The following is a 14,981-nucleotide window of genomic DNA, read 5'->3' as shown; positions in this document are numbered from 1 at the left end:
TTCTTCGGATTTCTAAATACGTGCGTTAGAAGATTCGAACTCCCGACCTTTTGGTCCGTAGCCAAACGCTCTATCCAGCTGAGCTAAACGCACATGTCCTAACGAACAATAAATATTATAGGATACAAGAAACAAATTGTCAAGTAATAACTGAAAAAATATTGAATAAAATGTAACAGTTTCGCTGCAAGGCTGAACTGTTACTAAAAAAGACAGATAATTGCCATCTTTGCTTGATTATTATTCGCCAAAGTTGTATGATAATAGATGAGTATTCTCTGGCTAAGACAGATTTTTTCAATGTGTGGCCGGAAATTTAATACGAGTCAGAAAGGAATATGGGTATGGCGAACATTAACGAGGAAGAATTGAAAAAATTACTGGTATCTGCAGATTTCAAGGAGGAGAGTTACGGAAATCTTCCGATACAGGAATTGATCATTCTGAAGAACTCTGCAGCCATCATGAAGACAAAGAACCCGGAGCAGGAAAAAGTTGGGGTGTTCTTTGAAAAGAGAGAATCCTTTTTCTTACATATGATTTTAAGACGTATTCAGAAGATGGAGACATTATTCTGCGTATTTTCAAAGGCAACGAATCTGCCTTATGTATATTGTGATCCGGATAGCTGTAATGATCAGATCTGGCTGTTTACGGAAGAACGTTTTGCACAGAAGCTGGCCATGGTACAGCGTCAGAAGCATGTAGAGCTGATTGTGGTAAAGATGGAGAACAAGCAGTTCCTCACATTCCTGACCGGTCTCTTTGCTATGAGTGTGAATGCGTTTGTACTGGATAAGGGCGTGAATGCCGTGGAGATTGAACTGGAACAGCTGGTTAAAAAGCCAGATTTTGATGCAATTCCACCAGAAAAGCGTCCGTTGCAGAATCCACAGCTGTTGCTGACCGGATGCTATTTTGCACAGGAAAGACAAATGCCGGAAGAAGAGAGAGATAAAGAGGCACTTCATGATCTGGAAGAAGAGATGATCGTGAACTTTCACAGAGGCAAAGTACTGGTACCTGTTCAGGTTCCTGAAGGTGCTGAGAAGGTAGAACCGAAGGATATGAAGATCCCGTTCATCAAGCTGAATAACGGCGACATCTACCAGCCGGTATGTGCAGATGCTTCAGAATTCCAGAGATTTAATAAGAATAAGATGTTTAAGGCAATTGCAGTAGACAGCAGTAAGGTAAAAGGTATGATGGGAGAGCAGATCAAGGGCGTGATGCTGAATCCGGTTACATTAAGACTGCTGATTCCAAAACAGAGAGTGTAGACCATTGGGGATGGAGTTTTGTGGCTTTTTGAGAGCTGCAAAACTCCGTTTTATGACTCTGGCCAGTCTTCCAGATGTCCATTTACAATTGCTGAAAACATACGATCTTTCACACCTGGATTTTCCTGGTTTAATTTTCGGAGTAAATCCTTTACGTACTGCCGTTTGGTATAGCCATCGGTAGGACATGGACTTTTGGCAACAGGAAGATGATACTTATTGCGAAAGCCAATGACTTCGGATTCGGAAACATAGATCAGTGGACGGATCACGGTCAGATCCATGCGGTCAAGATAAGTTTTTGGCAAAAAAGAGTGAAAACGTCCTTCGTACATCAGGGAAAGCAGCATAGTTTCCACCATATCATCTTTGTGATGTGCATAAGCCACTTTATTGCAGCCCAGTTCTTTGATACGGTCGTTAAAGGCTCCTTTTCGCAGTTTGGCACAAAGGGCACATGGATTGGATTCCTGGCGCTCTTCGAAGACAATTTTACCGATCTGAGTTGGAATGACGTTATAGGGAACCTGGAGTTTTTGACACAGCTGTCGGATGGGTTCCAGATCAAAGCCAGGATATCCCAGATCGACAGTTACGGCTTCCAGCTCAAAGCGCTTTGGATAGAACTTTTGCAGTCCCTGCATGGCATAGAGAAGTGTCAGGCTGTCTTTTCCACCAGAGATACCGATGGCGATTCGGTCCCCTTCCTCGATCATTTGATAGTCATCTATAGCCTGTCTGGTCAGGCTGAAAAGTTTCTGAAGTTTCAAGTGATTTCCCCCTTATCGTAAATAAAATGGAGCACAGCACCATTAACTTTATAGCATAAGCAGTCTGCCCTGTCAAATACGTGGAAGTATATCAGGTGGAACAGTGTTGTAGAAAAAATAGGGATATGGTATAATAAGCGGCGAATGGCGATTAGGATGACTGCAAAGCAACAGGCACAGACAGGATCGCAAAAAACAATAAAGGAAGTAGATGTCATGTACAAAGAAAAACTGGATGCATATATTGATGCACATAAAGAAGACATGCTGGAAGATCTGAAGACGCTGGTACGTATCAACAGCCAGAAGGGAGAAAGCCAGCAAGGCAAACCGTTTGGAGAAGGTCCTGCAAAGGTGCTGGATACAGCGGAAGAGATGCTGAAAAAGTATGGATTTTCCACACAGAATTATGATCATTATGTGGTGACCGCAGACTTCAGCGATCAGGAAAAAAAGCTGGATATTCTGGCACATCTGGATGTAGTACCAGTTACCAAGAACTGGAAAGAGACACAGCCGTTTGAGCCTGTGATCAAGGATGGAAAGATTTATGGCCGCGGTACTGCAGACGATAAGGGTCCTGCCATTGCAGCATTGTATGCCATGAGAGCAATCAAGGAGTGCGGTGTACCTTTGAAGAACAGTATGCGGCTGATTCTTGGCTCTGATGAAGAATGCGGATCAGCAGACCTGGAATACTATTATGCGCGAGAAAAAGAGGCACCGATGACTTTTACACCGGATGCAGATTTCCCGGTAATTAACCTGGAAAAGGGACGCCTTCAGAAAGATTTTACTGTGAAGCTGGATGCTGGAAGTACAGGGGCGGCAGTTGTGAAAGTACAGGGTGGAACAAAGGTGAATGTGGTTCCGGATACTGCAGTAGCAGTAGTCAGAGGACTGACAAAGGATGAAGTAGAGTGTGCAGCAGAAAAGATAAAGAATCATATTACTTATCTGCTGAAGGAGACATCGGAAGGAATTGAGATTACAGCAAAAGGACTGGCTGCACATGCATCCACACCAGAAGCAGGACATAATGCGATCTGTGGTCTGGTAAATCTTCTGGCAGATCTGCCGCTTGATACCGGTGTTGGATATTGGAAAGCCATTGCAGAAATGTTCCCGGATGATGACTTCTATGGAGAAGCATTGAAGGTGAATATGGAAGATGAGATTTCCGGTAAACTGACGATGAATCTTGGAATCCTGAATTATGATGGAAATGAGATCAAAGGTGTATTTGACAGCCGTATCCCAGTATGCGGATCTGATGACAATGTGACAGCGGTGCTGGATCAGACTTTTACAGGAAAAGGATTTGTAATTGAAGAAGGAAAGATGATTGCGCCACATTATGTGCCTGCAGATTCTGAACTGGTACAAAAGCTTCTGGCAAGTTATGAAGTCTATAGCGGTGTAAAAGGAGAAGCCCAGTCTACCGGAGGCGGTACTTATGTACATGATCTGGAACGTGGAGTTGCATTTGGCTGCATGGTTCCGGAAGTAGACAATCATATGCATGGAGACGATGAGTTCATGGTAATCGATATGCTGCTGATGAGTGCAAAGATTTTTGCAGATGCGATTGTAAGGATTTGTGGATAATAGCAGAGGCAGAACAAAAAGAAGCCGGATTTTAAAATCCGGCTTCTTTTATGATTTCGTTTGCTTTTGCTGTGTCATCTGTCACACAGAATACTACGTAATTGCCTTTGGTTTTCAGAATAGCGGCATCCAGTTTGGCTACTTCTGGTGCATTGTAGCTTGCGAACAGAGTGGACTGAGATTCGACACGCTTCTTCAGCAGTTCTTCTGCCTCAGCGGTATAGGAGCTGTCTTTGCATTTCAGAACAACCACTTCGCAGGCATTGCTTCCGGAATTCAGTGCTGCAGCAGCTTCTTCGATCTTATCCATATCAAAGAAATAAGTAGAAGCAATCACTTCATTGCTGACTTCACTGACTTCGCTGTCAATGGTTCCTTCCAGATCCTGGCAGAGCTTGCTGACATCTGCTGACATATCAGAATTTCCAGAAGACTTGCCTCCGCAGGCGGTCAGTAGTAATGCGGCAAATGCACACAGAACTGTGAGAATCAGTGCTTTCTTTTTGTTTTTCATAGATATTCTCCTTTTCTTAAACACCTGGTATATAGTGTGTTTTTGTGTAATTCAACCAGTCCTTGCAGTATTCCGCATTCAGATGAATACCATCTTCAGCGGATCCGGAGATCAGTCCGTGAGAACCGTTGGATAGGACTTCATTCAGGTTTATGTAATGATAACCTTCTTCCCGACACATCTTCAGAATCTCTTCATTTACTGCATCCACATTGGCATTGTTCACATAATCTCCAGTGGTGACCAGTGATTCATCCACATAGATCACGGAATAAACATACACGATCGGATTTGGTGAAGAGGACAACTGTTTGATATCATTCAGTACCTGACGGTAAGAATCACCTACCTGACTCATATCATAGGCGCCCAGTTCATTGGTACCCAGCATCATATAGATCTTGGAAAAATTCAGATTCTTCAAAGCATCCAGAACTTTCACATTGCCATTGGCTGTGGCAATCTGATCATCTGTATAGAAGTTCTCAAGCTCCATGCCGACTGCTGTAACAAAGCTGCCTTTGGTAATGCCGGACAGGTTGCGGAAGCCCTGCATACGGGAATCACCGATGAAGACTGCATCTTCAAAATAACTGTCATCTACTGGTGTCTCCTGAGCCGGAACAACCACATCCAGGTAAGATGCATCGTCATTAGGAAGTCCGGTAGCAAGATCAGTGACAACGGCATCTGTCTGCGCTTCGGTGGAAGCTTCGCTCTGAGCAGAAGAGGCATCTGTCTGTTTTTCACTGCCAGCTTCTGTCTGGACTTCACTTTGTGCTTCTGTCAGATTCGCTCCGGCAAAGACTTCTGATTCCTCGGATTTGATCCGTTCCTGAATGGTCTGTGATGAAAATAAGCTAATCAGACTTTTTCCTTCGAATACCAGAAGGATCAGAACGATTAGCGTAAGTACATTTATAATAAACCCATTACGCCGTTCTTTGGCGGTGGGCCGCTTTTTTTTCTGAGCCATGAATTCCCCTCGTTTTTTTGAATTAGTTTCCCCTTTAGATGTCATGAAAAAACATTGTTTTTTGACATACTCTATTATATAATAATTTAAATTATTGTAAATAGATTTTCAAAATAATTAAAAGTTTTTATATTTGTACAAAAGACAGGAGATAGCATGGTTTTTAGTAGTTTATTGTTTCTGTTCCGGTTTCTTCCGGCAGTATTGCTTCTATATTATATGGCACCGCGCAAGGTGCGGAACGTGATTCTTTTGTTATTCAGTCTGTTTTTCTATGCATGGGGTGAGCCAAAGTATGTGCTTCTGATGCTTTGCTCGATTACCGTAGACTTCTTCGTAGGAAAAAAGGTAGACTGGTGTAAGAAGAGAGGAAGACAGGCATCAGCACGGGAATGGCTGATGGTGTCATTGATTTACAATATTTCTGTATTATGTTTTTTTAAATATCTGGATTTTCTGATTGGATCTGTCAATGGGATATTTGGCACGGCGATTCCCCTTACCGGAATTCCACTGCCGATCGGGATTTCTTTTTTTACGTTCCAGACGATGTCCTATACAATTGATGTATATCTTGGGGTCACAGAGGTGCAGACCAGCTGGATCAAATATGGTACCTATGTATCTATGTTCCCTCAGCTGATTGCGGGACCGATTGTGCAGTACAAGACCATTGCGCAGCAGATGGAGACCAGACGGGAGAATCTGTCCGATTTCTCGGAAGGTGTGCATCGTTTTATGATTGGCTTTGGAAAAAAGGTATTATTGGCGAATAATATTGGTGTCCTCTGGGATACCATTTCTGCCATGGGAGCAGGGACTCTTCCGGCAGCAACCGCCTGGCTGGGAGCCGCCGCTTATGCGTTTCAGATTTATTTTGATTTTTCCGGATATTCTGATATGGCCATTGGACTGGGAAAGATGTTTGGCTTTCATTTTCTTGAGAATTTTAATTATCCTTACATATCTACCAGTATTACAGAATTCTGGAGAAGATGGCATATATCACTTAGTTCCTGGTTCCGGGAGTATGTTTACATTCCGCTGGGAGGAAACAGAAAAGGAACAGCGAAGCAGATTAGAAATATTGCCATTGTCTGGATGCTGACCGGTATCTGGCATGGCGCCAGCTGGAACTTTGTACTGTGGGGCGTTTATTACGGTATGTTGTTAATTGTGGAAAAGTTTGTATTAAAGGATATACTGAAGAAGCTTCCGGCAATATTCCGGCATATTTATGCACTGTTTTTTGTACTGATTGGATGGGTGATTTTTGCTTTTGACAAGATCAGTCTCGGTGTGCAATATATTGGTTCCATGTTTGGCGGAGCTGGTGTGGGTCTGGTGGATAATACAACGATTTATCTGCTGTATAATTATGGAGTACTGCTGGTGATATTGATTCTGGCATCCACAGATCTGCCAAAGAGGCTGGCAGCAGCGGTCAGCAGAAAAATGGGAGCGGACAGCTGGATTTTGACTATGGTACGAATGGTATTTTATGCAGGAATCTTTTTCCTGGGAGTGGCTTATCTGGTAGATGCCACCTATAATCCATTCCTGTACTTCCGTTTTTAAGAGGAGAAAGATACATGACAAAGATACAAAGCGGCGTGTTGACAGGTGTGTTTCTGGCGATGGTGTTCGGATGTGCCGGAGCCAGTCTCCTGAAGCCGGATACGTCTTTTTCGGAAAAAGAGAATCGTGTGCTGGTACAGATGCCACAGGTGGATCTGTCCGATATTCTGAATGGCACATTTGAAAAAAATTATGAAACTTATTTATCAGATCAGTTTTTCTGGAGGGATAAATGGATTGGGGTAAAGACACAGGCGGAACGGGCAGAAGGCAAGACGGAGATCAATGATGTCTATTTTGCCAGGGATGGTTATCTGATCGAGAAACATTCCGGTTCTTTCTCCACGGATACGGCGAAGAGAAACATTACGTATCTTGACAATTTCCTGAAAGCCCAGGCACAGAAATACGGCGAAGATCATGTGAAAGCCATGATTGTTCCCAATGCGGTGGAGATATTAAAGGACAAATTGCCAGATTATGCAGTCGCAGAGGAAGAGGGCAATTATCTGAAAGAAATCCGTACGCAGATTCCGGAGAAGCTGTTTTTTGATGCTGAACCGATACTGGAAGCCCATAAGGAAGAACCAATCTATTATAAGACCGACCATCACTGGAAAACACTGGCAGCCAGGTATGTCTATGAGGCATGGGCAGACAGCATTGATTTGCCGATCGTGCCGATTTCGGAGTACCGGGAAGAGACTCTGACGGAGGATTTTCATGGAACTATCGATGCCAAGGTAAATATTAAGATTCCGGGAGACAGCATAGAGTGTTATAAGCCAGTAACAGAGATTCCGTATACACTGACTTACAATCATTCACAGGAACGAACCAGTCTTTATGATGATTCTTATCTGGAAGGAAGAGATAAATACGCAGTCTTTTTCGGAGGAAACCAGCCACTGATTGAGGCCAGAACCAGGGCAGTTTCAGACAGGAAGCTTCTGATCATCAAGGATTCTTATGCCAACTGTTTCCTGAGCTTTGCCATGCAGGATTTTTCGCAGATAGATATTGTGGATCTGCGTTATTTTAATGAGAATCTGGGAGATTATATGAAAGAAAAAGAGTATACCGATATTCTGGTATTATATAATGCGGCAGGATTTGCAGAAGATGCCAGTGTGGCAAAGCTGGCACTGGCCAGCGAATCCTGAAGCAGTTGGAACTGGAGATAAGGAGGCATTATGAGTTACGCAGATAAATTATTCAAAGAGACCTGCAGAGAGATTCTGGAGCATGGAACAGATACAAAAGGAGAACTGGTAAGGCCACACTGGGAAGACGGAACACCAGCTTATACGATAAAAAAATTTGGTGTAGTAAATCGGTATGACCTGCGAAAAGAGTTCCCGGCCATTACATTAAGACGGATTGCGCTGAAAAGCGCCATGGATGAAGTACTGTGGATTTATCAGAAAAAGTCCAACAATATTCATGATCTGAACAGTCATGTCTGGGACAGCTGGGCAGATGAGAATGGAAGCATCGGAACCTGCTATGGGGATGTGATCCGAAGGAAGTTCCTTTATAAAGGGGAAGAGACAGACCAGATGGATTATGTACTCCGCCAGTTAAAGGAAAATCCTTTCAGCCGCCGGATCATGACGAATATGTATCAGTTTGAATATCTTCATTCCGGCGGACTGGATCCGTGCTGTTACAGTATGACCTACAATGTGACGGCACCGCGGACGGAGGATGCAGATCAGAGACTGGTGCTGAATGCGGTGCTGAACCAGCGCAGTCAGGATATGCTGGCTGCCAATGGCTGGAATGTATGCCAGTATGCCATTTTACTGATGATGGTGGCACAGGTCAATGATATGGTGCCTGGAGAGCTGGTGCATGTGATCGCAGATGCTCATATTTATGACAGGCATGTGCCAATGATTCAGGAATTACTGGAGAGGGAAGAACACCCGGCACCAAAGGTAAGTCTGAATCCAGATGTGAAGGACTTTTATCAGTTCACTACAAAGGATCTGATCGTAGAAAATTATGTAACCGGAGAGCAGATCAAACATATTCCGGTAGCAGTGTAAGAAAAAGAGGAAAAAAGAATGAATATTATCGTAGCTGTAGATAAAAACTGGGCAATTGGATGTAATAATAAGCTTCTTGTCAGTATTCCATCAGACATGAAGTTTTTCCGTGAGACTACAACCGGAAATGTAGTAGTCATGGGAAGAAAAACGCTGGAGAGCTTTCCGAACGGTATGCCATTGAAGAATCGGACGAATATTGTTCTGACCGGCAACAGGGACTACCAGGTCAAAGGAGCAATTGTGGTACATTCTATGGAGGAACTGCTGGAAGAACTGAAAAAATACAATAGTGAACAGATCTATGTGATCGGGGGAGACAGTGTGTATCGTCAGATGCTGCCATATTGTGATGTGGCTCATATTACCAGAATTGATCATGCCTATGAAGCGGATGCTTATTTCCCGAATCTGGATGAGATGGAAGACTGGTATATTGCGGCTGACAGTGATGAACAGACCTATTTTGATCTGGAATACCAGTTCCTGATGTATAAAAGAAAGAAGAAGTAAACGGCAGCAGTTCAGAAGAAAATGGAGGAGAGGAATATGTATCGAGATCATACAAAAACAGTGCATGTCGGAAATAAAGTCATTGGAGGCGGCAATCCGATTCTGATACAGTCCATGACCAATACCAGAACCGAAGATGTAAAAGCAACCGTGGAACAGATTCATCACCTGGAGGCAGCAGGATGTGAGATTATCCGCTGTACCGTACCTACATTGGAAGCAGCACAGGCGATCAGAGAGATCAAAAAAGAGATCAGCATTCCAGTAGTGGCAGACATTCATTTTGACTATCGCATGGCATTGGCTGCTATAGAAAACGGAGCAGATAAGATTCGAATTAATCCGGGAAATATCGGAGATGTGAAGCGTGTAAAAGCAGTCGTGGATGCTGCAAAAGAGCGTAATATCCCGATCCGTGTCGGCGTGAACAGCGGCTCTCTGGAAAAAGATCTGGTGAAGAAATATAATGGTGTAACAGCAGAAGGCATTGTGGAAAGCGCACTGGATAAGGTGCACAGTATTGAAGATCTGGGTTACGATAATCTTGTAGTCAGCATTAAGTCTTCTGATGTCATGATGTGTGTGAAAGCCCATGAGCTGATTGCAAAAGAGATCAGCTATCCGCTTCATGTTGGAATTACAGAAGCGGGAACATTGCTATCCGGCAATATTAAGTCAGCCATTGGTCTGGGACTGATTCTTAATCAGGGAATTGGAGATACTATTCGTGTGTCTCTGACTGGAGATCCGGTGGAAGAGATCAAGTCTGCCAAACTGATTTTAAGAACATTAGGGCTGCGTAAAGGCGGCATTGAAGTAGTATCCTGTCCGACCTGTGGACGAACCAGCATTGATCTGATCGGACTGGCCAATGCAGTAGAGAACATGGTGCAGGATATTCCATTGGATATTAAAGTAGCTGTTATGGGCTGCGTAGTAAATGGTCCTGGAGAAGCCAAAGAAGCAGATATTGGAATTGCCGGAGGAAAAGGAGAAGGTCTTTTGATCAAAAAAGGCGAGATTATAAAAAAACTTCCGGAAGATCAGCTCCTTGAGGCTCTTCGGGAAGAACTGTTAAACTGGGAGAAATAAGTATGGAGAAACGTTTTCTGGAAGTATTTCCGGAATTGCAGATAGGAGATTCCGTAAAAAAGCTCTTTGAAAAAGTCGCGGTAACGAAAGTTGCCGTGACTTCTTCCAGAGAGCTTCTGCGCGTTTATATCATCAGTGAAACCTGGATTCATAAAAAATATATCCGTATGGCGGAAAAGGCCATTAAGGATCAGTGCTTTTCCGATACAGAGATTGATGTGAAGATCATTGAGAAGTTTCACCTGTCCGGTCAGTATACGGCAGAGAATTTCTTCCCGGACTACCGTGACAGCGTCCTTCTGGAACTGAGGGATTACAGTATCTTTGAATACAATCTGCTGAGGCAGGCAGAGTATGAATTTACAGCACCGGATGAGATGATTCTGACGATTGAGGAATCGGTGGTTCTGGAAGGTAAGGCGGAAGAACTGATCCGGATTCTGGAGAAGATCTTTTGTGAACGCTGTGGTCTGCATCTGAAGATTACGCTGAAACAGAAAGTAGCACAGATGAGCAAGGCAAGGAAGAACAGTGACCTGCTTATTGAACAGGAAGTAGCAGCGATAGCAGAGCGGCTTCGTAAAAACCGGGAAGCAGGAGTGGGGGAAGAAGCTGACAAGGAAGAACTGATGATCGACACGGCTGCAAAACTGGAGAAAAAAGAGGCAAAGACAGCAGACAGAAAAATAGAAGAAACAAAGAAAGCCGCAGAAGTAAAAAAGCCAGCACAGGAGCAAAAGAAGTCGTTTGGAAACGGCGGATTTTCCAGAAAAGGAGGCGGGGACTACCGCCGTGCTCTGAAGCGTTCTGACAATCCAGATGTGATCTACGGAAGAGATATCGACGATGAAGCAATCGAGATCCGAACCATTGAAGGAGAAATGGGTGAAGTGGTGATCCGTGGATGCGTCCGTTCCCTGGAGACCAGAGATATTCGAAATGAAAAGACGATTATCATGATGGACATTACCGATTTTACAGATACTATTACCGTAAAAATATTCCTGGCCACAGAGCAGGTGCCGGAACTGACAGAGAATCTGAAAAAGGGTGCGTTTGTGAAATTAAAAGGTGTCACCACGATCGACCGTTTTGACAGTCAGCTGACGATAGGATCGGTGGTTGGAATCAAGAAAATCAGTGATTTTCGTACCGGACGTATGGATACCTGGCCGGAGAAACGGGTAGAGCTTCACTGTCATACCAAGATGAGTGATATGGATGGTGTATCTGAGGTGAAAGATATCGTAAAGCAGGCCTATAAATGGGGACATTCGGCAATTGCGATTACCGATCATGGTGCACTACAGTCTTTCCCGGATGCCAATCATTTTATTGAAGATATTGACCGGGCATACCGCACGAAATATCAGGCGGAACACCCGGATGTGACGAAAGAAGAACTGAAGCTGATCCATGACCCTTTCAAGGTAATCTATGGGGTAGAAGCCTATCTGGTAGATGATTCCAAGGATGTTGTTATGCATTCTAAGGGGCAGAATCTGCAGGGAAATTTTGTAGTTTTTGACCTGGAAACGACCGGATTCAGTCCGGTGAATAACCGGATTATCGAGATCGGTGCAGTAAAGGTGGAACATGGGGAGATCACAGACCGTTTTTCTACTTTTGTCAATCCTCAGGTTCCGATACCGTTTCGTATCGAAGAACTGACCAGTATCAATGACAATATGGTCATGGATGCACCGGCGATCGAAGAGATTCTGCCGCAGTTTCTGGAATTTGTGGGAGATGCGGTACTGGTAGCTCACAATGCGGGATTTGATGTCAGTTTTATTGAAGAAAATTGTCGCCGACTGGGACAGGAACAGACTTTCACTTATCTGGATACTGTGGCTTTGGCCCGGATTTTGCTGCCACAGCTGAATCGTTTCAAGCTGGATACGGTTGCAAAGGCACTGCATATTAATCTGCATCATCATCACCGGGCAGTGGACGATGCAGAATGTACGGCAGAGATCTTCCTGAAATTCGCAGAGATGTTGGAAAAACAGGATGTATTTGATCTGGATGGTATAAATGAGCTGGGAAGTACATCTCTGGAACAGATCAAGAAGCTGCCGACGTATCATGCCATTATTCTGGCGAAGAATGAGATCGGAAGAATCAATCTGTATCGACTGGTGTCCTGGTCTCATCTGCAGTACTATAACCGAAGACCGCGTATCCCAAAGAGTGCCATACAGCAGTATCGGGAAGGCCTGATCCTCGGGTCAGCCTGTGAGGCCGGAGAACTGTTTCAGGCCATTCTGGAAGGAAAGACAGAACAGGAGGTAATTCGGATTGCCAACTTTTATGATTATCTGGAGATTCAGCCGATCGGGAACAATGCATTTATGATCCGGGAAGAAGACCGGGAAGATATTAAGACAGAAAAAGACCTTCAGGATCTGAACCGGAAGATTGTCAAACTGGGAGAACAGCTGCACAAGCCAGTTCTGGCTACCTGTGACGTACATTTCCTGAATCCGGAGGATGAGATCTATCGCCGGATTATTATGGCAGGAAAAGGATTTAAAGATGCAGATCAGCAGGCACCGCTGTTTTTACACACAACAGAAGAGATGATGAAGGAGTTTGCCTATCTGGGACAGGAAAAGGCAGAGGAAGTCGTCATTACCAATCCGAATAAAATTGCAGATATGTGTGAGCACATTGCACCGGTACGGCCGGATAAGTGTCCGCCGGTGATTGAGAATTCAGACAAGACATTGCGCGAAATCTGTTATAACCGGGCTCATGAGATCTACGGGGAGGATTTGCCGCCGATCGTTTCAGAACGTCTGGAACGAGAACTGAACTCCATTATTTCCAATGGATTCGCCGTTATGTATATCATCGCCCAGAAGCTGGTGTGGAAGTCCAATGATGATGGCTATCTGGTTGGTTCCCGTGGATCGGTAGGATCCTCTTTCGTAGCAACAATGGCAGGAATCACGGAAGTAAATCCTTTAAGCCCACATTATTACTGCGAAGTATGTCATTATTATGATTTTGATTCGGAGGAAGTAAAAGCTTATTCCGGAAGAGCTGGCTGTGATATGCCAGATAAAAAATGTCCGGTATGCGGGGCCTCCCTGCGAAAAGAAGGATTTGATATTCCGTTTGAGACATTCCTTGGATTCAAGGGAAACAAGGAACCGGATATCGACCTGAACTTCTCTGGGGAATACCAGGGAAACGCTCACCGTTATACGGAGGTCATTTTTGGAACCGGACATACATTCAAAGCCGGAACCATTGGAACCCTGGCAGATAAAACGGCATTTGGTTATGTGAAAAATTACTTTGAAGAACGGGGACAGAGAAAACGTGTCTGTGAGATCAACCGTATCGTGGAAGGATGTGTCGGGGTACGAAGAACCACCGGACAGCACCCTGGCGGTATCGTAGTACTGCCTCATGGTGAGGAGATCTATTCCTTTACACCGGTACAGCATCCGGCCAATGATACAGAAACGGATATTATTACCACTCATTTTGACTATCACTCCATTGACCACAACCTGCTGAAGCTGGATATCCTGGGACACGATGATCCGACCATGATCCGAATGCTGGAAGACCTGACCGGACTGAATGCCCGAAATATTCCGCTGGATGACAAGGCGGTGATGTCTCTGTTCAGCAGCACAGAAGCACTGGGTATTACACCGGATCAGCTGGTAGAATGTCCCCTTGGTTCTCTGGGGATTCCAGAGTTTGGTACAGATTTCGCTATGCAGATGCTGATTGATACTCAGCCAAAGGAATTCTCTGATCTGGTGCGTATCGCCGGACTGGCTCATGGTACTGACGTGTGGCTGGGTAATGCCCAGGTACTGATCCAGGAAGGAAAGGCAACGATTTCCACTGCGATCTGTACCCGAGATGATATCATGATTTACCTGATCCAGAAAGGTCTGGACAGTGAACAGTCTTTTACCATCATGGAAAGTGTACGAAAAGGAAAAGGTCTGAAACCGGAATGGGAAGAGGAAATGAAGAAGCATGATGTACCGGACTGGTATATCTGGTCCTGTAAAAAGATCAAATACATGTTCCCAAAGGCCCATGCAGCAGCTTATGTTATGATGGCCTGGAGAATTGCCTATTGCAAGGTATACTATCCACTGGCGTACTATGCGGCTTACTTCAGTATCCGTGCGGATGATTTTAATTATGAGCTGATGTGTCAGGGGGAAGACCGGTTGAAGATGCATATGCGGGACTACAAGAAACGCAGTGATACATTGTCAAAAAAGGAACAGGACACATATAAAGATATGCGAAGTGTGCAGGAATTCTATGCAAGAGGATTTGAATTCCTGCCGATTGAACTGGAGAAAGCACAGGCTAGCAGGTTCCAGGTCATAGACGGCAAGCTGATGCCGTCCCTGTCCACCATTGACGGAATGGGTGATAAGGCTGCAGAAGCGGTCGTGGCAGCAGTGAAAGACGGACCATTTTTATCAAAAGATGATTTCTGGCAGAGGACCAAAGTCAGCAAGAGCGTCATAGATGTGATGGATGATCTGGGCATTCTGGGCGATCTGCCGGAGTCAAATCAGCTATCTCTGTTTGATTTTTAACATATATGGT

General features: G+C 44.4%; 11 protein-coding genes and 1 tRNA gene. 8 read left to right on the top strand and 4 right to left on the bottom strand.

Annotation, left to right across the window (positions count from 1 at the left end; all coding sequences use genetic code 11):
• Positions 1-19 precede the first annotated feature (19 nt).
• Positions 20-93 (bottom strand) — tRNA-Arg (locus tag OCV47_RS09935).
• A gap of 251 nt (positions 94-344) precedes the next feature.
• Here OCV47_RS09935 and OCV47_RS09930 point away from each other — a divergent pair.
• A complete protein-coding gene (locus OCV47_RS09930; protein ID WP_262654928.1) occupies positions 345-1,280 on the top strand; it encodes an SseB family protein in 936 nt (311 codons plus the stop codon).
• A gap of 50 nt (positions 1,281-1,330) precedes the next feature.
• Here OCV47_RS09930 and OCV47_RS09925 read toward each other — a convergent pair whose 3' ends face one another.
• Positions 1,331-2,050: a tRNA lysidine(34) synthetase gene (locus OCV47_RS09925; RefSeq protein WP_262654927.1), complete on the bottom strand. Its 720-nt coding sequence runs from the start codon at positions 2,048-2,050 to the stop codon at positions 1,331-1,333.
• A gap of 216 nt (positions 2,051-2,266) precedes the next feature.
• Here OCV47_RS09925 and OCV47_RS09920 point away from each other — a divergent pair, with 216 nt between their 5' ends.
• Positions 2,267-3,658: a Sapep family Mn(2+)-dependent dipeptidase gene (locus OCV47_RS09920; protein ID WP_262654926.1), complete on the top strand. Its 1,392-nt coding sequence runs from the start codon at positions 2,267-2,269 to the stop codon at positions 3,656-3,658.
• A 31-nt stretch (positions 3,659-3,689) separates the two neighbouring features.
• Here the strand turns inward: OCV47_RS09920 and OCV47_RS09915 are convergent, their stop codons facing one another.
• Positions 3,690-4,172 carry a DUF4358 domain-containing protein gene (locus OCV47_RS09915; RefSeq protein WP_262654925.1) on the bottom strand — a complete coding sequence of 161 codons (483 nt, stop codon included), beginning with the start codon at positions 4,170-4,172 and terminating at the stop codon, positions 3,690-3,692.
• A gap of 16 nt (positions 4,173-4,188) precedes the next feature.
• On the bottom strand, positions 4,189-5,148 hold the full coding sequence (locus OCV47_RS09910; RefSeq protein WP_117447572.1) for a GDSL-type esterase/lipase family protein: 960 nt from the start codon (positions 5,146-5,148) through the stop codon (positions 4,189-4,191).
• 156 nt (positions 5,149-5,304) lie between these two features.
• Between OCV47_RS09910 and OCV47_RS09905 the strand changes: the two genes are divergently transcribed.
• Genes OCV47_RS09905 through OCV47_RS09880 form a run of 6 tightly spaced genes read left to right on the top strand, consistent with a single transcriptional unit; the run spans position 5,305 to position 14,971 of the window.
• Positions 5,305-6,726 carry an MBOAT family O-acyltransferase gene (locus OCV47_RS09905; protein ID WP_117447571.1) on the top strand — a complete coding sequence of 474 codons (1,422 nt, stop codon included), beginning with the start codon at positions 5,305-5,307 and terminating at the stop codon, positions 6,724-6,726.
• Positions 6,727-6,740: 14 nt separating this feature from the next.
• Entirely contained in the window at positions 6,741-7,889 is a 1,149-nt protein-coding gene (locus OCV47_RS09900) for a DHHW family protein (RefSeq protein WP_262654924.1), read from the top strand.
• A 30-nt stretch (positions 7,890-7,919) separates the two neighbouring features.
• Positions 7,920-8,777, top strand: coding sequence for a thymidylate synthase (gene thyA / locus OCV47_RS09895; protein ID WP_262654922.1), 858 nt, complete (start codon positions 7,920-7,922; stop codon positions 8,775-8,777).
• Between the two features lie 18 nt (positions 8,778-8,795).
• Entirely contained in the window at positions 8,796-9,290 is a 495-nt protein-coding gene (locus OCV47_RS09890) for a dihydrofolate reductase (RefSeq protein ID WP_117447569.1), read from the top strand.
• A 21-nt stretch (positions 9,291-9,311) separates the two neighbouring features.
• Positions 9,312-10,382 (top strand): flavodoxin-dependent (E)-4-hydroxy-3-methylbut-2-enyl-diphosphate synthase, encoded by a 1,071-nt coding sequence (gene ispG / locus OCV47_RS09885; protein ID WP_262654920.1) that lies wholly within the window; start codon positions 9,312-9,314, stop codon positions 10,380-10,382.
• 2 nt (positions 10,383-10,384) lie between these two features.
• Positions 10,385-14,971, top strand: a complete 4,587-nt coding sequence (locus tag OCV47_RS09880) for a PolC-type DNA polymerase III (RefSeq protein WP_262654918.1) — start codon at positions 10,385-10,387, stop codon at positions 14,969-14,971.
• Positions 14,972-14,981: the final 10 nt, after the last annotated feature.

This window comes from Muricoprocola aceti (assembly GCF_025567005.1).
In the GTDB taxonomy this organism is placed as follows: domain Bacteria; phylum Bacillota; class Clostridia; order Lachnospirales; family Lachnospiraceae; genus Marvinbryantia; species Marvinbryantia aceti.
Note: the sequence above shows the minus strand (reverse complement) of the source record. Positions and strands in the feature narration are given on the sequence as shown.